This is a genomic window from Halalkalibacter akibai JCM 9157 (assembly GCF_000513135.1).
GTDB classification, from domain to species: Bacteria; Bacillota; Bacilli; order Bacillales; family Bacillaceae_D; genus Halalkalibacter; species Halalkalibacter akibai.
This window is the reverse complement of the sequence record NZ_BAUV01000017.1, coordinates 54,834-79,963: the sequence shown is the minus strand read 5'-3', so window position 1 is coordinate 79,963 and position 25,130 is coordinate 54,834. Positions and strand designations below refer to the sequence as shown.

Annotated in this window: 20 protein-coding genes; 2 read left to right on the top strand and 18 right to left on the bottom strand. The window is 36.5% G+C overall.

The features are described 5' to 3' along the window. Positions 1-273: 273 nt before the first annotated feature. Positions 274-495, bottom strand: a complete 222-nt coding sequence (locus tag JCM9157_RS11300) for a hypothetical protein (protein WP_035664810.1) — start codon at positions 493-495, stop codon at positions 274-276. A 165-nt stretch (positions 496-660) separates the two neighbouring features. Here JCM9157_RS11300 and pdaB point away from each other — a divergent pair, with 165 nt between their 5' ends. Next, positions 661-1,422: a polysaccharide deacetylase family sporulation protein PdaB gene (pdaB, locus tag JCM9157_RS11295; protein ID WP_035664808.1), complete on the top strand. Its 762-nt coding sequence runs from the start codon at positions 661-663 to the stop codon at positions 1,420-1,422. A gap of 41 nt (positions 1,423-1,463) precedes the next feature. Here the strand turns inward: pdaB and JCM9157_RS11290 are convergent, their stop codons facing one another. Further along, positions 1,464-2,051, bottom strand: a complete 588-nt coding sequence (locus JCM9157_RS11290) for a KinB-signaling pathway activation protein (RefSeq protein WP_035664806.1) — start codon at positions 2,049-2,051, stop codon at positions 1,464-1,466. A gap of 144 nt (positions 2,052-2,195) precedes the next feature. Between JCM9157_RS11290 and gerD the strand changes: the two genes are divergently transcribed. Next, positions 2,196-2,810, top strand: coding sequence for a spore germination lipoprotein GerD (gerD, locus tag JCM9157_RS11285; protein WP_035664804.1), 615 nt, complete (start codon positions 2,196-2,198; stop codon positions 2,808-2,810). Between the two features lie 56 nt (positions 2,811-2,866). Here gerD and salA read toward each other — a convergent pair whose 3' ends face one another. The 16 genes from salA to rplM form a co-directional block, all read right to left on the bottom strand. Then, positions 2,867-3,922, bottom strand: coding sequence for an iron-sulfur carrier protein/transcriptional regulator SalA (salA, locus tag JCM9157_RS11280; RefSeq protein WP_035664801.1), 1,056 nt, complete (start codon positions 3,920-3,922; stop codon positions 2,867-2,869). Positions 3,923-4,001: 79 nt separating this feature from the next. After that, the gene (gene cwlD, locus JCM9157_RS11275; RefSeq protein ID WP_268870941.1) at positions 4,002-4,721 is read right to left on the bottom strand and encodes an N-acetylmuramoyl-L-alanine amidase CwlD; all 720 of its coding nucleotides are present in this window, start codon (positions 4,719-4,721) and stop codon (positions 4,002-4,004) included. Between the two features lie 259 nt (positions 4,722-4,980). Further along, complete coding sequence (locus tag JCM9157_RS11270; RefSeq protein WP_035664799.1) at positions 4,981-5,415, bottom strand: YbaK family protein; 435 nt, start codon at positions 5,413-5,415, stop codon at positions 4,981-4,983. A 130-nt stretch (positions 5,416-5,545) separates the two neighbouring features. Then, positions 5,546-5,986 (bottom strand): ASCH domain-containing protein, encoded by a 441-nt coding sequence (locus tag JCM9157_RS11265; protein WP_035664798.1) that lies wholly within the window; start codon positions 5,984-5,986, stop codon positions 5,546-5,548. Positions 5,987-6,065: 79 nt separating this feature from the next. Then, positions 6,066-6,869, bottom strand: coding sequence for a glycosyltransferase family 8 protein (locus JCM9157_RS11260; protein WP_035664797.1), 804 nt, complete (start codon positions 6,867-6,869; stop codon positions 6,066-6,068). A gap of 148 nt (positions 6,870-7,017) precedes the next feature. Further along, positions 7,018-9,252 (bottom strand): Eco57I restriction-modification methylase domain-containing protein, encoded by a 2,235-nt coding sequence (locus tag JCM9157_RS11255; RefSeq protein ID WP_035664795.1) that lies wholly within the window; start codon positions 9,250-9,252, stop codon positions 7,018-7,020. A gap of 48 nt (positions 9,253-9,300) precedes the next feature. After that, the gene (locus JCM9157_RS23395) at positions 9,301-11,532 is read right to left on the bottom strand and encodes an MASE3 domain-containing protein (protein WP_052013095.1); all 2,232 of its coding nucleotides are present in this window, start codon (positions 11,530-11,532) and stop codon (positions 9,301-9,303) included. A gap of 251 nt (positions 11,533-11,783) precedes the next feature. Then, entirely contained in the window at positions 11,784-13,970 is a 2,187-nt protein-coding gene (locus JCM9157_RS11245) for an alpha-galactosidase (protein WP_035664793.1), read from the bottom strand. Between the two features lie 68 nt (positions 13,971-14,038). Further along, positions 14,039-17,095 (bottom strand): beta-galactosidase, LacZ type, encoded by a 3,057-nt coding sequence (gene lacZ / locus JCM9157_RS11240; RefSeq protein ID WP_148296851.1) that lies wholly within the window; start codon positions 17,093-17,095, stop codon positions 14,039-14,041. 21 nt (positions 17,096-17,116) lie between these two features. Further along, positions 17,117-17,944, bottom strand: coding sequence for a carbohydrate ABC transporter permease (locus JCM9157_RS11235; RefSeq protein ID WP_035664788.1), 828 nt, complete (start codon positions 17,942-17,944; stop codon positions 17,117-17,119). Next, positions 17,937-18,818, bottom strand: a complete 882-nt coding sequence (locus tag JCM9157_RS11230; protein ID WP_035664815.1) for a carbohydrate ABC transporter permease — start codon at positions 18,816-18,818, stop codon at positions 17,937-17,939. Before JCM9157_RS11230 ends, JCM9157_RS11235 begins: the two co-directional genes overlap by 8 nt. A 261-nt stretch (positions 18,819-19,079) precedes the next feature. Continuing rightward, positions 19,080-20,393 (bottom strand): ABC transporter substrate-binding protein, encoded by a 1,314-nt coding sequence (locus tag JCM9157_RS11225; protein ID WP_035664786.1) that lies wholly within the window; start codon positions 20,391-20,393, stop codon positions 19,080-19,082. Between the two features lie 169 nt (positions 20,394-20,562). Further along, positions 20,563-22,317, bottom strand: coding sequence for a cache domain-containing sensor histidine kinase (locus tag JCM9157_RS11220; protein ID WP_035664784.1), 1,755 nt, complete (start codon positions 22,315-22,317; stop codon positions 20,563-20,565). A 9-nt stretch (positions 22,318-22,326) separates the two neighbouring features. Further along, entirely contained in the window at positions 22,327-23,865 is a 1,539-nt protein-coding gene (locus tag JCM9157_RS11215) for a response regulator transcription factor (RefSeq protein ID WP_035664782.1), read from the bottom strand. Positions 23,866-24,157: 292 nt separating this feature from the next. Then, complete coding sequence (gene rpsI, locus JCM9157_RS11210; protein WP_035664781.1) at positions 24,158-24,550, bottom strand: 30S ribosomal protein S9; 393 nt, start codon at positions 24,548-24,550, stop codon at positions 24,158-24,160. Between the two features lie 20 nt (positions 24,551-24,570). Beyond that, positions 24,571-25,008 carry a 50S ribosomal protein L13 gene (gene rplM / locus JCM9157_RS11205; RefSeq protein WP_035664779.1) on the bottom strand — a complete coding sequence of 146 codons (438 nt, stop codon included), beginning with the start codon at positions 25,006-25,008 and terminating at the stop codon, positions 24,571-24,573. Between the last annotated feature and the right edge of the window lie 122 nt (positions 25,009-25,130).

The following is a 25,130-nucleotide window of genomic DNA, read 5'->3' as shown; positions in this document are numbered from 1 at the left end:
TCGTTTTATCGCTCTGTGGCGACTTTTAATACTTTAACATGTCACTCAATTGCTTGTCAACCACCTTTCAAAAAAACGAAAAGTAATTTGGCGACAAGAAGTAATATATCACGCCCATGATAAACATGTCAATATTGTTTTTTATTTTAATACAACAGAACATATTTACTGATAGTGCCACTGAAAAAACATAGCTTTTTCAGTGGCCTATAATACAATGCAGCATGCCGACCAGACCATTAATACTTCCTTGAATTCTGGTAGCTCCCTCTATTACTGTGTGTTACGTCGGTTTAATATGTATTTCATTGTTTCTTTCGGTGGTACAAAACGTTTATAAATCTTAAAAACAATTTGATACTTCTCTTCCATTGCTTTTTTAACGACTTCATCAATACGAGGATCAGACATATCTAAAAGTAACTCTTCCATCTCTCTCTTTAACATATACTCTACTTCTTGAACTTCTTTTTCGTTTAAGATAACCCCTAACACTACTACCACCTCGACTATTGTGACTAAACAACTATGCAATTCTTTTATCAGCCAAACTTAAAAAACCCAAGGTTTTAAAATTATTTTCTATTTGTTCCAATTTTATTCATAACTTGTTCCATTTAGCCATAGATTGGTCATAACAATGGACAAGGAGGATATGAAATGAATTTCTTTTGGATTTTTCATGCCAAACATATTAAGCAATTATCACTTATAATCATCGCTGCTTTTTTTACAGCGGGTTTACTTTATGTAGAACGCTCACAAATAGCAGTTTTCTCCACTCCAGATGGCCCTCAAGCTTTTTACAAAGCTGAAACTGATGATAAGCAAATAGCTTTAACTTTTAACATTAGTTGGGGAGAAAATCGTATTGGTCCGATTTTAGACATTCTAGACCAAAAAGAAGTAGATCATGCAAACTTTTTTATTTCAGCGGCTTGGGCAGAACGTTATCCTGACCTAGTAAGCGAAATTAAGGACCGAGGTCACAGCATTGGTAGCCATGGTTATCAATATAAAGATTACACTAGTTGGGATAACGAAAAAATAAGACAAGATTTAACTCAAAGTAGTCAAATATTACAGGAACTAACCGGTGAAAGACCAACATTATTAAGACCACCAAATGGCTCTTTCAACAAGGATGTTCTTCAAATTGCTGATGCGCAAGGATACTCTGTCATCCATTGGAGCGTCAATTCAAAGGACTACACTAACCCTGGAGTGGACGCCATTGTTAATGAGGTTGTTCCAGCAACTGATTCTGGTGATATTATTTTATTCCACGCTTCTGATTCAGTAAAACAAACACATAAGGCTCTCCCTATTATTATAGATCAGCTTCGTGGTAAAGGGTTTACCTTTACAACCGTAGAAGATTTAATGGCAAGTACGAAAGCAGAAAATGAGGAAATTAAGTAACACTTTATAAATAAAAGGATGACTCCTAGGAGTCATCCTTTTTATTTCGCTTGCGTTAATCTGTGTAGAATGAGTAATTGCCATGTATTAGCTGTAATAAGCGGCGTTAAATAGAGCCATAGCCACTTCGGATCGTTAACAGTTAGGGCTGGTACCCATTCGATTGTTGTAATAACAACGATAAAAAACAATGCTGGAATAAATGCACCTTGGTTTGTATCTTTTGCTTTTAGATAAGCAATAACAATCCCATACAGCAAAAGCAATATAGGCATAATCATAAAGTTAAAGATCGTTTCTCCCGGTAGGGCAAAGGCAATATATCTAAAGTAAATTAAATCAAATACAACAAATGCGATAATGATGATCTGAACATAATTCCACAATTTTTGCGATTTAAATAACCCTAATCCAAACCGATGAACAGTTAAATAAGCGAAAAACCCCATTTGACTAACAAGACTAAATGCAGCACTGATTCCCAACAACCAAATCAACCCGAAAAACATATTTAAAAACGATCCTTCTGTATAAACGCTATAATCTAAAATAAAACCAACAATGGCTCCACTAATACTACCAACAAGGAGCGTCGTAAAAAATAAATAAACCACTTTTTTACTATTCACAGGCAAATCCTCCAATATCCAATTGTGCTTACATGATTGTAACAAGCTCCTGTAGAAATTGCTAGATCTTCTATTGCTGTCATGTATAAATCCAGAGGAAATATCTCAAATTAATGACAAAATGACCGAAAGGAGCCTTACAGCGTGAAAAAGATCTTTTATTTATTCCTTGTTACACTGCTCCTTCCTATTGTTGCTAGCTGCGCACAGGCTGAAAGCGGCGGAGGAACGACTCCAGATTATGAAAGCACCAAAAAGATGATGGTTGATATGTTGAAGACAGATGAAGGCAAACAAGCTATTCAAGAGATTATGGGCGACGAAGAGCTTCAACAAGAAATTGTAATGGATAACGCCTTTGTTAAGACAACCATTCAGCAAACCTTGACCTCGGAAGCCGGCAGACAGTTTTGGCAAGATGTCATGAAGGATCCTGAGTTCGCTCAAACTTTTGCAGAAAGCATGCAAACAGAAAACGAAAAAATGCTAAAGGGGTTAATGAAAGACCCTGAATATCAAGCAATGATGATTACCGTGCTTCAAGACCCTGAGATGGAAGCTGCTATGTTAGAAACGATGAAATCAAAGGAATATCGACAACAAGTTATGACAATTATGTCCGATGCCTTCGAAAGTCCCTTTTTCATTGCTAAAGTCAATGAAGTTCTAGAACAGGTCGCTCAAAAACAAATGGAGAAACAAGACCAAGCTTCTGGAGGCGGAGAAGGTGGGGGAGAAGACAGCGGCGGAGAATCCTAAGTTCCCAACAAAAAAAGATGACGGTTAGGTTACACCAACCTAACTCGTCATCTTTTTTATTTATTTGTTTTCTCAATTACTCGCTTGGCGATCTGTGCATAAATGTCCCCAATAGGATGATCTGCTTGATAAATAGAAGGAGCAAAGTCATCTTTATTCATTTCAGGTTGTCCTAGCGGAATTTGTCCCAAAAGTTCTGTTTTTAATTCTTCAGTAAGACGCTCTCCGCCGCCCGTACCAAAAACAAACTCTTTTTCACCCGTTACTTTACTCTCGAAGTAAGCCATGTTTTCGACAACCCCTAATATTTCATGGTGTGTTTTAATGGCCATTGTTCCTGCTCTTGCTGCAACAAAAGCAGCAGTAGCATGAGGGGTTGTAACAAGAATTTCTTTAGAATGAGGCAACATCGTGTGTAGATCTAGAGCGACATCACCAGTACCAGGAGGCAAATCTAACACTAGATAATCTAAGTCTCCCCATTCTACTTCGGTAAAGAATTGATTGAGCATCTTACCAAGCATTGGACCTCTCCAAATAACAGGTGCATTATCTTCAACAAAGAATCCCATTGAAATGACTTTTACTCCAAATCGTTCTACAGGATAAATACGATCAGATATTACTTTTGGTCGTTCTTCGATCCCCATCATATCCGGTACACTAAAACCATAAATGTCTGCATCAATGATCCCAACATTTTTTCCGAGTCTTGCTAGAGTAGTAGCCAAGTTAACAGATACTGTCGACTTTCCTACTCCACCTTTTCCGCTTGTTACTGCGATAAAAGTAGTCTTACTGTTTGGAGCTAAAATGGCAGGTCCTTGGAAAGCTGGCTCTTTTACGCCACCAAGCTTAGCCAATTCTTCTTTTGTCAACTCTTCAAATCTTAATCCGACCGAATTAGCCCCTTCACCTTTTATAACCTGTACAATTTCTTGTTGTACTTCCATTTGCTCTGCTGTCCCTGTTTTAGCTAATGCAATTTTAATACTTACATTGCCTTCCTTCACTTTTACTTCACGAATTCCACCTGTTTCAACCACACTTTGATTTAAATCACGATCTTTTACTCTTTTTAGGGCTTCCATTACTGCTGCTTCTGTAATCAATTCAGGCACCTTCCTTTTTTGCGATTATAAACTAAGTATAGCATAGGAAGTTAAACAAACGTGAATCCGTTTGCACCAATTATTCAGGCACTTTTTCATCGGTGTAGTATCGCATAATTCCCTGGTAGATAGACGCTGCTACTTTTTGTTGGTATTCCTCTGTCTTGAGCAATTCTGCTTCTCTTGGATTTGATAAAAATCCAGCTTCAATAAGAACACCTGGTGTTTCTGCGTGTTTAATTAAAAATACGTTGTGAATCGGCTTTGCTTGTCGATTTGTATTCTCTAAATTTCGTCTTACTTCATCTTGTACAAATCGAGCCAATTCTTCATTTTCCGATATTGTTCTATTATAGAACGTCTGGGCGCCACTCCACTTCGGAGACGGAATTGCATTTAAATGAATGCTCACAAATAAATCGGCATCAGAATCATTAATGATGTCTACTCTCCGTCTTAAATCTTCATTCTTCCTTTGTCTTACCTTTTTTGTTTCAGCGCTAGCTAAATCATGATCATCTTCTCTTGTCATTAAAACAAGCGCTCCTGCTTCTTGCAAATAATCGCGAAGCTGCTCGCTTATAAGCAAGGTAATTTCTTTTTCAAGCGTTCCAGTTTTAGAAACAGCCCCTCCATCAATTCCGCCATGACCTGGGTCTACGACGATTACTTTACCAGACAATGGAAGGTTCCAAGTCGTCCAAGAATCATTACTAACAAATTGATATTGAATAATAAATAATAATCCAACTACACCTAAGGCAAATGCTCCGCCTTTTATCCATTTTACTAAATTCACTACCATCCCTCCTCGTCCACTTTTATATGTATATTGGGACAAGGAAAATAATATGAAGTGAATTTAGTAAGTTGATCAAAAATAATCTCTATTATGAGTGAAGAGGCTGGGACAAAAGAGTTTAAATAATGAAAAATACGAACGAAAAGCTGGTTACAATTGCTTCGGAAATACACTCCGCAAAGGTTCTGCATCGTTCGTATGCTCATTTAAACACTTTAGTTATGTCCCAGCCTCTTACGAAATGTCATAAATCAAGTTAATGCAATCTCATGCGGTACCTTTTCTCGCCTTCCCTAAAGCCTTTGGTCCACCAATGATCAACAAAGGCTTCAGTAGCAATTTGCAATGAGTCCAATAAGTAGTCAGAGTCAAGTAGCCAACCTTGTAACAGATTGAAGATACAATTTGATATTTCCGTTAAATCATCGTCACACCTACGTTTCACTTCACGCTCTGATTCACCCTGGTAGCCAAATTTACTGTATTCTGCTCCAACTAAAAAGGCATCTATAGCCATATCCATGCAAGGATCTAATAAAAAAGGATGAGATAGAAAATGAAATGGAACAACAGGTTTAAAATGCTCTTCAACGTGTGCCTTAAGCTCTTTCAAGGAGAGATTTCTTAAGATTTTACGTTCGAACTTCCATTGTTTCTCTCTGCGTTTATCAGACAGTACTGTTACATTCATTTACTTCCTCTCCTTTCATTGTTTTCTTTACAATTAGTATGTTGAACTCCATTTCTTTGCATGCAGTGGAAAAGTTGTTGAATTTGTCCAGAGTTAGAAAAAACCTCAATGGTAACTTAGACCATCGAGGTTAAATGTCTTTTATATCTAAATTATATTCCCAAAGTCCAAGTTGACCTTTTGCTGGAATTTCCCGTTTAACCTGTTGCATCTCTTGCACCACCCAGACAAATCCTCCAACTTGATAATCCCCAAGAAAAAAATCATTTTCTGTAACGATACGACCATCCTCTAAAACGGCGGATGTTCCGTCATTTTGAATAACCCGTAAACAATCGACAAGCTCGCATATGGCAATAATTTTACCAGTAGGAAGCTTCTCTGTCGTGTATCCATGCTTTTGAAGAAGCGCTTGTATAGCTACATGCTTACAAACTGCTAGATCTTTCTTTTTACTCGTATGAATCGCCAGTGGTCCACGGTAATTAGTTTTCCATGATCTTGTTTCATACTCCGCTTCTCTAAGAACAAAAAGGCTCGCCCATGGCTGGATCATTGATAATACTTTCATTTCTCACCACCAACCTTGCGTTTTATATTTAGAATTATCCTTAGAGAAGTGGAATATGACAAAGCATTTTTCTGATCGTTTAATCTTCAAAATCGAAAAACTTTTGTAAATAAAACTCATACTCCTCTTTTAATTCAACAATACTATAATCAGAGTGCCAAGGCTTTACTGGTTCCGTAAAATGAACAATAGCTGGATTTTCTCTTACCTTTACATATTCCTCACCTTGGAAATAGTAAAAGACCTTTTGTACATTCCACTTCGGATTAAGTTTATGCCATTTGTCATACAGTAAAGCATTTAGTGCATCTTGGTCATGATATCTAAGCATGGTCGGATTTTCTCTGATGAACTGGACCAATCTATCTGATATCTTCTTCTTTCTCCATTTCTTTAAGTTGATTAATAACACACCTGCATTAAGATAACTATAAGGCTTAGGAATAGGTACATCACTCGTTTGAGAAGCAATCACTCCTACATCCTCAACCGCTCTGAGATAAACGTTCTTTATATTTTTATTCCATAATTTTGTAATATCTTGTTTAATCAACAGATCTGAATCTAAATAAATGACTTTCTCCACATCTTTATCAAGAAAATGAGGGATAAGAATGCGGTAATAGGATGTTTCATTAATATGACCAGATACATGAAAGCCTTCAAACATCATTTTATCTATCGTTAAAAAAATAACGTCAACATTATATTTATCCTTAATCCGGTGAAACACTTCTTTTTTCTCATCAGAAATCCCACCATCAATGATATAAAATCTCAATGGATTTTCAGAATGTTTATTTTCTAATAAAGAGATAAACGTTACTCCCAGTGGATCAACATAATTGTTATCAGCAGCAGTAACGATATGAATGGTATCCAACTTAATTTCCCTCCTATTTACTTTTCCCGAGAATGGCATATTTGTTATATGGTATGCTGTTATTTTTAATTAGACAGCAAATTTACTATAATTAGCCTTTTAAACAAAGAAGAAGTTTTTTCAAACACAAAAAAAACAGCCGCTTATGCTAACTGTTTGTCTGATTATATTGTTCAATTAATTGTATTTGGTCACTGCCAAGCTTAAATAATATGTATATCAACTTGTTTAATTTATCTTCACATTTCTTTATTTGCCCGTCCTTAGTAATAGTTGAGACTATAGAAACTATTTCTGATATTATGCTTAGGTTTTGAGTTGTCACGCGCGGAACAATCCACTTATTAATATTAGAAGATGTATACCGAACCTTTTTAGAAAAAAGACTTCCGCTTATCGTTTTCTGGTAAAATTCCAACACATTAGAATTACAAAGCCCTAGTAAATAATATAATAATTGCTCCTCTGTTAAAAAATCACTTTTAAATTCTTCTTTGATATACATCCAAAAAATTGTCCCCAAACAAATATAGCCATTTTCGTCTAATGCAAAGTTGTTTTTTTCAGAGATATCCTTTGTAACAATTTTAGGCTTAGTGAATTTTTCTAAATCATGCGGAACCCAAATTTCATACCACTTCCGTGTATTTGATTTCGTTAAATACGGTCTATTTTTTAAGATATCCTCATGTTCAAAAATATACTTCTTCGCATTAGGATAAAGCTCAAGATCGACTGCGACTCCTTTTCCATTTTCCATTTTATGTGGATATAAAATAAAACGATCATCTTCACTATCAATAGACCAGTTCACTTTCCATCTGCCAACATTACCCTTTTGGAGAATAGGAAACACCAAATCCTGCTCAAACTGATTGTCAGTTACAAATTGCATAGTCATTGGATCGACAAACACTTTATTTGGATTAGGCTTAACACCGACACTGACTTTAGCAACTTCATGCATTTTATGATGGGATATAGATTCTATATGAGATTTAATACTAGCTTCATCAACTGATGTGAAATTCCACGTCTCATTTCTACTGGGTACTTTTACTAAAGCATGTGAAATTTCAACTTTTACGTTTTGATGAGTCGTTTTCATTTCTAGTTGTTCTGTGGTTTGAGCTTTCTTTTTCTTTCGTTCAGCCACATATTCAAATACATTTGTGACGGTTTGCTTTAGAGGTAAACCATTATTACTTCTCTTAATTGAAGTATATTGAAATACCTCACTTTGCTCATCAGCCTTTTTAGTCGCTGTAATGATTGCCGGCAATATTGCAGCTTGAAAAAAGGGTGTATCATGTAGATCAACCAAATGCTCAATTGATGTTTGAGTTAACAGAAAGTTTCTAACCCCAATACCGTAATTCGTCGTTAAAAACTTGTTACTAGTTATCAGACTAAGTTTCCCACCATTTCTTAATAAGTTTACGGCTTTTTCCATGAAGCAGACATATAGATCAAATCTTCCGGTTGCACTACTATAATTCTTCTTTAGGTATTGCCTTTCTTCCATCGGCAACCTCTGAATTCTAATATAAGGAGGATTTCCAATCACATAATCATAAACATTATTGGCAAGTAGTGGACTAGTCGATTGCATAATTGTGTTTGCTACTTTAATCGGAATCCTTTTCAATAGATCTTTGATCTCATGATTGTCGATACCACCATAATGTTCTACTAACTTTAATACAAATCTTAGTTTTGTTATAAGTACGTTAAAAGGATTCAGATCGACAGCAACTAAATTCTTATCTACTATGAGCTTCTGCTTTACCACTTCATATGAAACGTTACAACGATTTAAATACCTTCCAAGCGCTGATATAATAAACACCCCGGCCCCCGCACTCGGATCCATTATTTTTTTGTTGATAACATCGGATTTATATCCAACTTCATCCAACATAAAATTCACCACTTGAATAGAAGTAAATTCGGTTCCTGAACTTTTTCTTGAGAGGCTACTGACTAAATCCGGATAGAGTGTTTCAAAGAAAACATGTACCTTTTCAAATTGACCCACTTCAACTTCATTGTCAATCCAGTTATAGAATTCCTTTTTATCAATCATCAATTTAGAAGAAGGGAAATCCAGCCTTAGTTTTCGGTCGGCATTTATCACTTTTTTGAACACTTCTGTGCTTACAATCTCCAAAAAGCAATGAAACACCTTGAGTTTCAAGCTAGATTCTAAAGCAGATAGAGGTTCCACATCATTTAAGAAATCTACCTCTTCTTCAGTGATACTAGCATAGTAGTCATCCTGATATAATCCCTCTATTATCTTGGATTGTTCAGCTACATGTTCTAATGCCCTTAACCATTTACGTTTTAAAGTATCGCTTTTTAGTTTGATAGCTAGATTCATGTATTTGTTGCATCCTTTCCCCACTAGTAACTAGGACCCGTGAGTTTATTAACTACTTACTGGCAAGCGTATAGTCATAGTCGTGCCAATATTTGGCTCACTTTTTATGTCTAAATTGCCTTGATGAGATTCGATAATCTTTTTACTAACCATTAATCCTAAGCCTGTCCCTTTTTCTTTTAATGTGTAAAAAGGTTCCCCTAGTTTAGGAATAATATCAGCAGGAATTCCGCCACCTTGGTCTGTAATAGCTATTGAAACCCAATCATTCTTTTCTACCGATAATTCAGTTGTGATCGTTCCTCCATTAGGCATTGCTTCCATCGCATTTTTGTAAAGGTTAATAAACACTTGTCTTAACTGATGTTTATCGCAACGAATTTCCGGTAGATGGTCATGCACATTCATTTCCATCTCAATCGAATGTAATAACGATTGCGGTTTTAAGAACGAAATGACACTGACCATCATGTTATGTATATCTTCCACTTGGTAACTACTCACTTGCGGTTTAGCTACAACCATAAATTCATTCGTAATCATTTCAAGTCGGTCTATTTCACTTAACATAATCGAGACGAATTCTTTATTTTTTTCATTTGCCTCTAAGCCAATTAATTGCAAGAAACCTTTTACCGTAGTCAGAGGATTCCTAATCTCATGAGCAAACCCCGCCGCAAGCTCTCCGACTACAGAAAGCTTTTCTGACTTACGCAACAGTTCTTCCGTCTTTTTTAAACTAGTAATATCGACTACATTTCCAATCACTTCTATCGTTTTATTTTCTTCTTTGATTGGTTTTAGTGAGACATGAAAAATAGAGCCCTCTTTATCTTCAAACTGAAAGTCTTTTTCCTGGCCTAACCACGCTTTTTGATTGTGGAAATCAAATAATTCGGTTTCAGAAGTAGGATAAAACTCTTGGACAGGCTTCCCAACTGCATACTCTGGCAAAATCCCTTTATTTCTAAACATTTTCCCATCAATAAGCGTGTATACAAACTGCCCATCCACTTTTTTAAACTTAAAAATGGTTCCATGATATTGCTCTAAAGTTTCCTGTAAATCTTTTCTTGCATGTTTCATCTCTCTCTCAGCTGTTTTTTGAGCTGAAATATCTCGGATAATAGCCGAACATAGAACCTGATCTCCTTTATCTTTCATAGGAGAAATCGTCATACTTACATCTATTAGACTTAAATCTTTACGTTGTCTAACTGTGACAAAATCGACTACGGGTTTACCCACTTTAAGTTGCTGATATACATGCTCAAATTCCTCACTAAGATAGGAAGGTACTATATGGTCAATTTTCAGTGGCATGTCATCATCAAAACCGAAGATTTTTTTAAAAGCAGGATTTCGTCTTATGAGTGATTTAGTCGTTAAGTCACAAATTAATATAGCATCTTCTGTGTTATCAAAAAGTAGTTCTAGCTCACTCTCAATATCATGTAACTTATCCTCCGTCTGTTTCTTATGCTCAAATGGTGTTTGAATATTAGCATAGTAAAAGGCTTTCAGAATGAAGAAATATCCAGCTACCTTGAAGACATGGGCCACAATGACTGTGAGATCATATACAGTCGAGAAAATAGTGACCGTTAAGCCACATAATATTAGAAAGTAACATGCACGAATTAAATTTAAGTAATATTGATTTTTATTTTGCTTATATTTTTTCCAAATAAAGAAAATGGCTAACAGATGCATGAGAGCAATTACATACTCCAAAGCCTTTTTCAAAAAAGTCGGTCCCGAATCGTTAATTAACACCGGCAACAAATCAACATAATTCAAAATAAAAGCAGAAACTATAAATGAGACCATAACAAAAAAACCAAACCAAAGAGTTTTTTCTGCATCACTTTTCACTTGTGAATTCAAATGTATAAAGAAAACTCCAACTATTAACATAGTAGCTTCCGTTAAGCGTCCGATTAACCAAAACCAAACTGTCGTTTGAAAATTTTCTGCAATTAAAAAAGGCATACCCTTATAAGAGAAGGTATGAAAAACATCAAAAATACCAACAGTCATAAATGCAAGCGATACGAGCAATAACAATTTTGACTTTGTATATGAATATGCTAGCCATCCATATAAAAAAATAGAAAAGGATATTGCGATACTAGCAAGTTCTAAGATCGTATGAATTAAAAGATGGTCTGTTAAATGATACATATTTGTCTGAATACCTTGGAAAAAAACTAATAAAAACAAACTAAGTCCAACGAAACCTAAAATCATTGTATTTCTTTCATTCTTATCAAAAAGCAACCACGTCACTCCCAACCAGTTATCTGTATTATTTATTATTATAGCACTGTGTAAATTTCTGGTCTTTACTTTAAATAGCTGTAGTAAGTAAATATAACATTAAAGTTTTGTTAAGGAATTGCTTTGCATTATAAACAAACCACTCAAAAAACCCCCTCTAATCCAAAGGATGGGGGGGAACTTATAAATCACAGTAATATTGGTTTATTCCCTCTCTTTAAAAATTGTTGCTTTCTAATAGTTTATTTTCTCTATTTTGCTTTAACATGCCACATAATACTTTTAAAATCACCACTCATTAACGGTACATTAATTCCGATATGCATTAATTCATCACCGTAAAAGCTTTTTCCTAATGCTTCAATATTATAGTTAACATCGGGGTCTAACCCTTTTAATCTGACCTTGATAAACGCATCACTTGGTTCAGCTAATACTTTCACATACGTTAACACAGCCTCAGATTTGTCATCCGTTACAAACATCCAAGCAGCATGATTAGATTCAAATGGATTAAACAAACGATAGAACTCTCCGTATTGAACGACTGGTCTAATTTGTTTATAAAACTCAACCTGTTCTGATACAATCGTTTTTTCATCTTCAGACAGTTCGGTCACATCCAACTCATAACCAAAGTTTCCAGACATGGCAACATGCCCTCGTACATCAAGTGAAGTGATCCGATCTACTTGATGGTTTGGTACAGCTGACACGTGTGCCCCCATTGAACTTGTTGGGTAAACGAAACTTGTGCCATATTGAATTTTCAACCTTGAGATTGCATCCGTGTTATCACTTGTCCACGTCTGCGGCATGTAATAAAGAATTCCCGGATCAAATCGTCCTCCACCACCGGAGCAACTTTCAAATAAAATATGAGGAAACTTAGAAGTAATTTCGTCCATGACTCGGTACACACCTAACATATAGCGATGCGCTGTTTCTCTTTGACGTTCAGGTGGTAATGTCGCTGAGCCAACCTCCGACATATGACGATTCATATCCCATTTAACGTATGTAATCGGAGCACTCTCAAGAATAGCCGACACTCGAGAAATAATTTCATCACACACTTCTTTTCGTGAAAAATCTAAAATAAGCTGCTGCCTGCTTTCTGAACGCCTTCTATTTGGAACATGAATACACCAGTCCGGATGCTCCCGGTATAAATCACTATCAACCGAAATCATTTCTGGTTCAAACCATAAACCAAATTCCATCCCTGTTTCTCGTATTTGATTAGCGAGTGGGTCTAGCCCATTAGGGAGTTTCCTTTTATCAATAAACCAATCTCCTAATGATGTTGTATCATCGTCTCGATTTCCAAACCAACCGTCATCTAATACAAACAATTCCATCCCTAAGTTTTTCCCACAAAGGGCAATTTCACGAATTTTATCGTCATTAAAATTAAAATAAGTTGCTTCCCAGTTGTTAATAAGTATTGGCCGTAGCTTATCGCGGAATGCACCGCGGCATAAACGCGTACGATATAGACGGTGGAAAGTATGAGACATTGCACCAAGGCCCTGCGCTGAATAAACCATCACCACTTCAGGTGCTTGAAACTCAGCTCCTGGCTCTAATAACCAGGAAAAATCAAATGGATTGATTCCCATTGTTGCCCGAGAATAGCCAAACTGATCGACTTCGACAGAGCTTAAGAAGTTTCCACTGTAGACAAAACTAAAAGCAAACACTTCACCATATTCCTCATTTGTGTTTTTGGAAACAAGAGCCATAAACGGATTTTGTTGATGACTACTTGCTCCACGACGACTTTCCACCGACTGGACACCGGGACGTAAATTTGTTCTTGATATGTAACGCTCTCTTCCCCATGCTCCCGGTAGAGTAATTAAATCAAAATCAGACTGACGAAAATCAACATTGGCACTTGCAACCTTTAACAATTTTACATTTGTTTCACCTTCATTGCTAAACCGAACTGATCTCGTAATCGCATCGAATTCTTCAAATACGGTGTAACTTAAAATGACAGTCAAGTTTATAAGCTGATCCTTTAAAATAATTTCAATTGTTTCGGCTTCTTCCTCTTGTTCCACATAAGTAGCTGGCAACCCTTCTAATGTTCGTTTCCCTTTATAAATTGAATGAGAAACATAGCGTAAATCTGTTACAGTCGAGCCATTTTCCAATTGAACTTGAAACGCTGGATTGCGATAGTCAGAATGACCGAATGATGGATATTCTTGAGGGAGTGTATCTAATGAGAATGTGCGATCCGTCGCCTCTGGATTTGCGGAGAAGGAACGGTCCGTAAAACGGAGTTCGTTTGAATGATGATAATTATTTACTTTTTTGCCCCAGTACACATGTGCCAAATAGCCATCTCTTACTATTTGAAAAATATAGCTTGTATCTTTTGCAGTTAAATGAAATGTTTGGGTCGTTTGATCAAATTGAATCGACATAGCTGCCTCCTACGATTAAAAAAAGTTTATGAATCAAAAGGGCCCTTCAGCCCCTTTGATTCACTCCTTTACATACGTTCAATAAAAAACTCAAATGCTATGTTATTGTTCGCTTTTATAAGATGCTCCTCATGAACAGGCGCCCCCCAGCTATCATCGCCACCGACACCCATCTGTTTTCCAGCTACCGTTAAAACGGTATAGTGAATATTCGGTAGTTCGAAATGGTGGTTTGCATTTTCTAATTCAAGCGCCGTGTAAGGAGAAGCATTGCATTCCAATGGTACGTTACTAGCCGTAATCTTCAACCCTCGATTGAATGAATTTCTTACTTCTAAGCTTCTTACCCCTGTCCGATTCCCTGATTCTTGAGGCATCACGTACGGAGACACATTATCTCGAACCGTATTTTCAAAGATCGCAAGACGTGCTCCATTTGCCCTGTCGGAATAATTCTCATCAGGTCCCATCGCATACCACTTTAAATTGTCATAATCGGCGGGAACCTTCATCGTTAAAGCAAAGATTGGTAGTTGCGGGAGATTTTTTGCTCCGAAATACGTTGATTCTACACGAATTCGTCCATCTAATAATACTTGGTATGCCACTTTGACAGAGATCTCTTCGTTAATGGAGAATTTATAAGTGAAAGTGACGGTCACGCTATGGTCTTTTTCTTCTACCTCAACCGCTGCACATTGACGTGCTAGACTCGCTGCATACCAAACCCCTGATTCAAATGCTTGCCTAAATCCTTTGTCATTATCGGTTGTTGCTCTCCAAAATAATGGAGTTGGAGGAACCGAAATCATTTCTCGGCCCTCATAGTTGATGGACACAAGTGTTCCAGCTTGTTTTGAAAATAAAATGCTGAAATCTTTACCGTGAACACCGATATTTACATCGCCAACGACTAGTTTCAGGTTCCCAGCACATTGATTTTCTTGAATCACGCTTCGACTCATTTCTTGTTTGAAAATATGCTGTCCAAACGCAACCTCATGACCTGCTTTTGCCCATAATTCATCTGCCTTTAATACAAGTCGAACATGAATACAATATTCTCCTTGACCAGTGTCTGCAAACAAATCATCTGAAAAGGCAAAATTAAATCTTCCTTGCTCACCAGGAGCAACATCAACTACTTGTAACTTGCTTTGATAGCAGACATTCCCATTAAACAGCACATCATATTCAAGCCCAAATTGACTCGTATTTATAAATAAGTTCTGATTGGAAATTGTTACACCAGTCTGATCTACTTGTAACTTGACATTTTGGTAAAGGTATTTTACTTCCTGCATTTTAGGAGAGATTTGTCGATCCGCTGTGACAATCCCATTCGTACAGAAGAAATAATCGGTTGGACGATCGTCAAAATCTCCACCATAGGCCAAGTGCTCCACTCCGAAACGATCTTTCTTCAATAACGATTGGTCAATATAATCCCAAATAAAACCACCTTGATATAATGGGAACTTCTCTTCTAAGTCGGTGTACTTATACATCCCACCAATAGAGTTACCCATCGCATGCATATACTCACAACTAATATACGGCTTCTGTGGATTTGCTTCGAGATACTCGATAATATCCTGCGGCTTAGCATACATCCGACTTTCCATATCACTCGTTGCTTCATAAGCTCGGTCGTAGAACACACCTTCATAATGAACAAGACGCCCTGGGTCTTTTTCTTTGAAATATTGGCTGCATGTTAAGATCACTTCCCCAGCATACGACTCATTTCCACACGACCAAATTAAAATTGAAGGATGGTTTTTATCACGTTCATACATAGAAATAGCTCTATCCATAACAATATCTTGCCATTCGGGGAGATTCCCTGGAATATTCCATGATGGTTCAACCGCACCCATTTTCTGCCACGAACCATGAGTTTCAAGATTCATCTCATCAATCACATACACTCCGTAACGATCACATAATTCATACCAATAGCTTTGATTTGGATAATGTGACGTACGGACAGCATTCATATTGTTTTGTTTAAGTGTTTTGATATCCCATAACATATCTTCTTTCGTTACAACACGCCCGTTGCGACAATTAAACTCGTGGCGATTCACTCCCTTAAATACAATCCTTTTACCGTTTAAGCACATCACCTTATCAATCATCTCAAATTTACGAAAACCAACAGATTGCGGAATGCACTCTACCAATGTACCATCTTGTTTATATACTTTAAGATAAAAATCATAGAGGTACGGATCCTCAGCACTCCACAGGTTAGGATTCTCTACTTCCCCAGCAAGAGTCCAATTTTTATCACCTTTTTGTATTGCCTTTACTTCCGTTATCAATTGACCTCTGTTGTCATAAAGTTCACCGACAATAAAAGTACCTGGTGGAGTTAAAAATAGACTTGTAAACTCTCCCTTTAATAATGCATGTTCGTATTGATCATCTAAATCTGTTCGAATGTCGATATCATATAAATGAATGTCAGGAACTGTATATAGGTAGACATCTCTAAATATCCCTGAAAAACGCCAAAAGTCTTGGTCTTCTAACCAACTACCTGTACTTCTTTGGTAGACTTCAACCGATAGCTTATTTTCTCCGTCTTGTACATAAGGAGTAAGATCAAATTCTGCAGGTGTAAAGCTATCTTCGCTATACCCAATAAATTCTCCATTAAGCCAAAGATAAAAAGCTGATTCAACTCCTTGAAAAGAAATATATAACGGCTTCCCTTGAAAGTTTTTTGGAACATGAAAATATTTCACATAACTTCCCACAGGATTATCGTCAGCAGAAACTTCGGGTGGCCGAAGATGATGGTGCCCGTCCCACGGATACATCGTATTGGCATATTGTGGTTTCCCATATCCTTGTAATTGAATATGGCCCGGAACAGTAATATCGCCCCAATTCGAACATTCAAATTCCAGTTTGTAAAAGTCTTGCGGACGCAAAGCAGGATTGATAGCATAGTGAAACTTCCAATTTCCATTTAAATCATAGCGCAATGCCATTTGTTTTCTACTTTCAGCTTCTTTCACCGTTTCATAGTATTGATGGTCCGAATGTGCCGGCAAACGATTAACTGCGAACACACTTGTATCAGAAAGCCAATTTAATGTTGGTTTAATAGTCATAGTCTTCATCCTCTCTTTGCATTATCCTTTTACAGATCCCATCATTCCCGCAACGAAGTGTCTCTGCATTAAGAAAAACACAAGTGCTGTCGGCAATGTTGCAATCACAATTGCTAGCATAATCATGCCGTAATCTGGAGTATAACTAGATCCTAAATTTGAAATTAATAGTGGAATCGTTTGATTTTCAGGCGACTGTAAAATGACGAGTGGCCAAAGGTAGTTATTCCAGCTTGCCATAAACGTAATAATTGCTGCTGCAGAATATGTCGTTTTCATCGTTGGGACGTATATTCTAAAAAAGACACCGAGTTCTGTTAATCCATCAATTCTACCTGCTTCTAGTAATTCTTTAGGAAACATTTTCGTAGATTGTCTAAAGAAAAAAATGAGAAAGGCCGTTGCCATAGTCGGTAAAACAACAGCTGTAAGTGTATCTACACCAATGAGTGGCAAGTATTGAGAAAAAGAACCAAACATTCGAAATAAAGGTACCATTAGAGCAGCAAATGGAATCATCATCGATAAAAGTAAAATGTTAAACACGACATCCTTAGCTTTGCTACGATAAATCTCAAAGCCATATCCAGCGAGCGAGGCAATAAGCAACGATAAAATAGTTGTCGCAATTGATATCTTTGCTGAATTCATTAATGCAGGAACAAGATTAACAGTATCAATTAGATTTTGAAAATTCTCCCACAAATGATTTCCCGGTAGTAAGCGACCTCTTGTCACATCAACTGACTTATTCGTTGCGCTCACAATCATCCAAAAAAACGGAAAGATCGACACAATCGAAATAATCGATAGAATGATATAGATTATAGCTCGTTTTAGCTTATGCATTTTTATCACCTGCCATTTTAAACTGTAAGATGGAGAAGAATACGATCAACACTACAATAGCGTAAGATACTGTTGCCGCATAACCGAAGTCTGGCGTATATTTGAACGATAAATTGTAAATATATTGAGATATCGTTAATGTCGAGTTTCCTGGACCCCCACCTGTTATATTCATTACCTCGTCAAACAATTGTAATGTCCCAATTGTAGACGTAATAGAGGTAAATAAGATAATCGGCTTTAACAGGGGAATCGTAATAACAAAAAATCGTTGAATAGCATTTGCGCCATCGATTTTTGCCGCTTCATAAATTGAGTTATCTATATTTTGAAGAGCAGATAGATAAAATATCATGTTATATCCGGTCCATCTCCATGTAATAGCGATGATAATAGTGACTTTTGCCCAAAATGGATCAGTTAACCATTGAACAGGCTGTGACACAATCGCAAAGTTCATCAACATCACATTAATTAAGCCATCTGAACCAAATAAGTATTTAAAAATAACAGAATATGCAACAAGAGATGTTACACACGGTAAAAAGATCGCTGTACGGAACCAGCCTTTACCCATTAACTTTTTATCGTTTAATAAAACAGAAATTAATAAAGCAAGAAAGATCATAACTGGTACTTGAACCATTAAATAAATAACCGTATTTTTAACTGCAGTCAGGAAAGTGGGATCTTTAAATAAACGAAAGTAATTATCAAATCCGACATATTCTAGATTCCTACCTGTCCCTGATTGAAAAGATAACATTAAAGCTGAAATCATAGGGTAAAAATAAAATATTGATATTAAAACAATAGAAAGTAAAATAAAAGACCAACCGATTAGACCGTTTCTGAAACGTAGGTTTCTCCCCAAACTCCTGTAGCGTTTCTCTTTTTGAGGGGGAGATTGTTGTGGGATTGATTTTGCTGTTTCCACCTGAAGTCACTCCTTTATAGAAGCCCAAGCTTATGTAACAAGAAACTTAGGACAAGTATTTTTTTCAAGCTCGTTGGATCTTTCTCCATTGATAGAAAAAAGCTTAGAAAACTCGCCTTCAGCCGGTCCCTAAAGGATTTCTGGCGAAGCCGGCGAGTTTCCAAGCTCCTCACTCAAACTATTACTATAAACTTGTAGTTATCTTATTTGTCCCTCTGCCTGAGTTTGAGCTTCAATTAGCGCTTGCTCAACATCTTTGCCATTAAGATAGTTTTGCATTGCAACCACTAAGATATCCTCTATCGCATATGTGTGAAGACCAAAGTTCACTTGAGGAATTTCTTCTGACCATTGAGAGAAATCAGCATAAATCGTTTGACCACCAAAAAATTCATCTTCTACTTGATAAGCATCCCCTTCAGAGGCTGGTAGATAGGTACCCATTGCACCAATATCTGTAATAAACTTCTGGTATAATTCCGTACTTGAACCAAATGTTTTCGCCAAGAAATCAGTAGCTTCTTCTTTACCGGCAATATCAAGAACATACCAAGAGCTTCCACCTAAGTTCGTAGCATTTACTGAATCAGGAAATCCTGGTAAGCTAGGGAACGGTACGACAGCCCATTTACCTGATTGAGACGCTTCTGCTTTAATAGATGGTGTAATCCAGTTACCAGTAGGAACTGAAGCTACGTCTCCATTGTTAAAAGCTGCTAAAAATTGACTCCAGTCTGAAATTGGTTTTGCTAAATCTTCTGTTATTAATGTTTTAAAAACATCAAACCCTGCTTCAATAGCTTCATTGCCTGCAATATTTGGTGTTGAACCGTCCTCTTCAACATACCAAGAACCAGTTGTTTGTATCATCATGCGAACAAGACCAAGGTCATTCGGGTCGATTGACAACATGTGTTTTCCTGTTGCTTCTTTTACATCTTTTGCGATGGCGATATATTCATTCCAATCAATCCCCTGCATATCCTCAATAGAATACCCTGCTTCTTCTAAATAGTCTGTTCTTACATATAAGCCAGCTACCCCTGTATCGAATGGCAGACCATAATTTTCTCCATCAAGGCTTGTTGGTGCAATTTTATACGGTGAAAAATCATCTGTATTATAAGCATTTGTTATCGGGTGAAATGAATCTGGATACGCTTGCAAAAAGCTTTGTGCTCGATAATCTTCAATTAGAACAATATTTGGTAACCCACTAGTCGAACCTGAGCTTAAGCTTGTATTTAACTTTTGAATAATATCATCTTGAGCAAATTCGTTAACGTTAATTTCAAGATCTGAATTCTCCGCTGCATAGACCTCTTTTGCTAATTCCATTGCTTTAATGTTAAAGTTCGGGTCCCAAGCCCAAACAGTGATTGCCTCAGCACTAGCCGCAGAACCATTATCACTTTCATCACTAGTATCACTTGTAGTTGTTGAGTTTCCTCCTGAACAAGCTGCAAGTAGCATGATACTGAGTAAAGTCAAAATACCCATCATTTTCTTCATTTTTCAATTCCCCCTTTAGTCTTTGTAAACGCTTTCTCTCTTGCAACTTCATGTTACCACCTCCATGCTTTTTAGAGTTAGGACTATCTTTTTGTCCTTTTGTGATATTTTCATATCTTCCTTTTTCCTACAATATTAAATTTGGATTATCTTTATATTTTTGTACTTTTTATTCTTTTGCTAGCGGCAGACTTATTCTTACTTTTGTTCCTTCCTCTTCTTCACTTTCAATTTCAACCCCGTACATATCGCCATATAATAGTTGGATACGTTCATGCACATTTCTAATACCAATACCAGAAAAGTGCTGTGATTTTCTTTTTGTTTTAGGAAGTTTGTTATTATTTGACCGAGACATACCATCGCCATTATCCATCACTTCACAAATAAGCTTGTCACTTTCTTGCCACACCATTATGTGAATTGAACCAGCTTCTTTCTTATTAAATCCGTGAAAAAATGCATTCTCTACAAATGGTTGTAAGATCAACTTTGGTACTTGGAAATTGATACAATCAGGTCCAATGAAATAATTTACTTTAATACGATTTCCATAACGTTTTTGATTGATAAACACATAGTTTTTTAAATTAGCAATTTCCTGATCTACTGTCACAATTTCATCTACATTTCCTATTGTATTTTGTAAAAGAGAAATAAGAGAATGAATCGTTTCAGTCGCCTCTTCTTTACTCCCCTGCTGAACCAGAAATTTAATCGTTGTCAATGTATTATAAAGAAAGTGTGGATTGATTTGTTGTTGTAACGCTGCAAGCTCTGCGTTACGCTGCTTTTTCTGTGACAACATCACCTGTTCAACATATTCATGTATCTCATCTAGCATCGCATTGAAGGCAATTCCAATTTGCCTCGTTTCATATGCCCCAGTCACCGTCACATACTGATGGAAATCATGCTTTGACGCATTTCCAATTTGTTTTACAAGAGTAGATAATGAGTTCGTTAGCTTTCTTGAAATAAAAAAAACAATGATTAACGCAAGCAAAACAGTCCCAATGCTATATAGAGCAATACTTTTCTTATCAATGACCGCTGCACTGACGACGTCACGATTTATAGCATTAACAAGATACATATCAAAAAAGGGGAGATATTCCACTAATACTATATGCTCTTTGCCCAGCAAGTCTAAGTTAATATAATCCTTATCAGAATTAGCGACATCCATTGCCGCTTCTAATAGTGCAGTATTCTTTTGTTGAATCATTTCTTCTACATTACTTGAAACAATCTGCCCCTGTCGATCTATCATATAAACATCATTTCCCGGACTCGTAAAAGTTTGATAAAACTGACTAAAGTCTGACTCATTCATAGCAAAATGAACGGTCCCGTATCCCTCTCTAGAAATTCTCTCTATTAGAGTTTTAGAAGCAACGATTACCTGTCCATGATTGGGTGTCTCATACGTTTGATATTGAAGCCATCTTGGTTCCTCCCAAGTGTTCAACAAGACTTCATGCTCTAACCAGACTTCATCAGGGAAAGGCCAATAAGAACGGTCAGATGAAAATGTAACTCCATTAATTCCCGTAATCATAATTCCTGTTTCATACCGTTCAAAATTAGATTTTACTAACTCCATCTGTGTACTTAAATGATAGTAAGCGTTCATTAAATCACGATTCGTTTGCTCTTCTGATAAAAGAGTTCTAATCGCCCCATTTTGTTGCAAGTGATTTGCAGAATTTATAATCGAGTAGTTATAGCCTTCAAAATTCTCTTTGATTTGGTTTAATACTTTTGCATTTGTAATGCTAAATGTATCAATAAATAATCGTTCTGATAGTCGTAGCGTCGTCATCGTAATGGCAACAGAGACGGATATGATAATAATGAAAGTTAATAAAAATAGTTTTAGAAAGAGGCTATTAAATTTTAACCGTTCAATCAATGTTTTCATCAGACAAACCTACTTTAATAGTTTTCTTCGATATTGACTTGGGGAATACCCTGTCGTCTTTTTAAATACTTTACAAAAATAGCTATGATCGGAATAGCCAACTTGTGCACTAATATCTGAGATGGAAACAGAACTCTTCTTTAACAACTTAATAGCCGCATCAATTCTAATTTTATTAACATACTCACTAAAACCTTCTTTATTATGATTCGTAAAATAACTAGAAAGATAAGAGGGATTAAAGTGAAAGTGTTTTGCAACTTCTGTTAATGTAAGAGGCTTCATATAATTATCTGTGATATAATCGAGTAGTTTTTTCATATTTTGATTTTCAAAAGACGGTTGTTGTTCATTTATACACTTTTGAGCTCCTAATAAAAATTCATCTAAATCGCTTAGTACTTTTTGCGCTGTCTTTGCTTCATCAATCGCTTGCATATATTTATACTTATTTTTCTCTAGCATTTTCACATCATAACCAATATTCCTCACCAAGATCGTGACATTAAAAATCATATTATTACATAGTGATTTGAACTCTTGGACATCAATAGTATAGTAAGTGGCTAATTTCTTTCCATGCTCATGGATATATTGAAAAGCAGAATCAAATCGTTCTCTTTTTAACTCTTCAGTTAACCACTCTAAATTAAAGTGCGGGGGATCTTCCTGTTCCATCACTAGCTCACTTTGTAAAGTCAGGACATGATTAGGATTATAAAAACGATACTGATCTAGTTGTGAAAGCATATTTCGATATGCTTCACCAATTTCATGAAACTGAGAGAAAGAATTGGTTAGCAAAAATCCCACTTTATCTTGACGTTCACTACAATCCTTTAAGGTTGATACAATGTTTGAGTATGATTGCAATTCGGCGTTTAGTAAAAACAAAAGTTTATCTTTTTCTAATCTAACAAAAGAACAAACCGTGTTCTTTGTTTGACTTTGAAAAGCCCATTGTATTAATTCTTTTATTTCCTCCTGTCTATCTGGAACATGGGTAAAATCCGCACCTAATAAAAAGAAAGAATCATAAGGATATAGCTTACTTATCTCCTCTACCTTTTCAGCATTTTCAAAACCAGAAATAAGTTTATCTACCAGTTGTTCAAGTGAGATAGGTGCTACTACACTTTGTTTTGATATTTGAAAATCTGGAATTCGTTTTACCGCTGTTCGCAAAACGTCCAATAAACTTTCTGCATCTAACTTAGGTTTTAAGATATAATCTACAACACCATGTTGAAAACTCGAGCGAACATAATCAAATTCACCAAAACTACTTAGAACAATAATTTCTATTTGCGGATAATTGGCTTTTACTATCTTTGTTAACTCTTCTCCGTCCATAATGGGCATTACAATATCTGTAATTAAAATATGAGGCTTCACATCATTTATTAATTCAAGTGCCTCTTGGCCATTTGCAGCTTCCCCTACAATTTGAAAACCTTCTTCCTCCCAGTTAAAGTAATGCTTAATTCCTTGTCTTATTAACGTTTCATCATCAACAACCATCACTCTACAAGGTTCTCCAACTGTCATGGCTTTCTCTCCTTTTCTTGACTAACATGATAGCGCTTCCATAAATTGAAATTAAGATATACCCAAGCATATAGGTTATCTTATCATAATTAATATGATATAGGGTTACTAAAAGCGGAAATGATAAAGGTATCAAACCAGTTGATATTTGTATAGTAATACTCCATTTCTTTAGATACCCTCAATTTCTACTGTTCATCTGTACTTAATAAACCTAACTGTTATAACGCACTGTCCTGAACAAAAAAGACCCCCATCCAAAATGGATGAGAGCCTTCCAAACGTAGATATATTAACGTTTTGAGAACTGAGGTGCACGACGTGCTGCTTTAAGACCGTATTTCTTACGTTCTTTCATACGAGCATCACGAGTTAAGAAACCTGCAGTTTTAAGTGAAGGACGGTTGTCAGGATCTACTTTAAGTAGAGCACGAGCTACACCATGACGGATAGCGCCCGCTTGTCCTGTGTAACCACCACCGTCAACATTAACATGAACGTCATATTGACCTTCAACGCCAGTTTCAACAAGTGGTTGTTTCACGATAAGCTTTAAAGTTTCAAGACCGAAATAATCATCTAATTCGCGACCGTTAATAACAATACGGCCATCACCTGGTAATAGACGAACGCGAGCAACAGAGTGCTTACGACGACCTGTACCATAATATTGTACTTGTGCCAAAATAATACCCTCCTATTCGATTAACCGCGAAGTGTGTAAACTTCTGGTTTTTGAGCTTGATGTTTGTGTTCAGGACCTGCATAAACGTGAAGCTTCATACCTTGAGCGCGTCCAAGAGTGTTCTTTGGAAGCATTCCTTTGATTGCAAGCTCAAGCATACGCTCAGGCTTGTTAGCACGCATGTCAGCAGCTTTAGTCATTTTTAAACCACCTGGGTGATTTGTGTGACGGTAGTAGATCTTGTCTTGTAATTTGTTACCAGTTAGTTCAATTTTCTCAGCATTGATGATGATTACAAAATCACCTGTGTCAACGTGAGGAGTAAAAGTTGGCTTGTGTTTACCACGTAGAATTGAAGCGACTTCTGAAGCTAAACGACCAAGTGTTTGACCTTCAGCGTCTACTACAAACCACTTACGCTCAACTTCGTTAGGCTTTGCCATATATGTTGTACGCATGAATTTCCCTCCGTATTTTGAAAAATCAAATTGATATTTTTAAAACCAGTGTCTAATGTAACATTCCGAACCCGGGGCTAGTGGGTTTTGGAATTACCATCTAACATCATATAATATTAAAA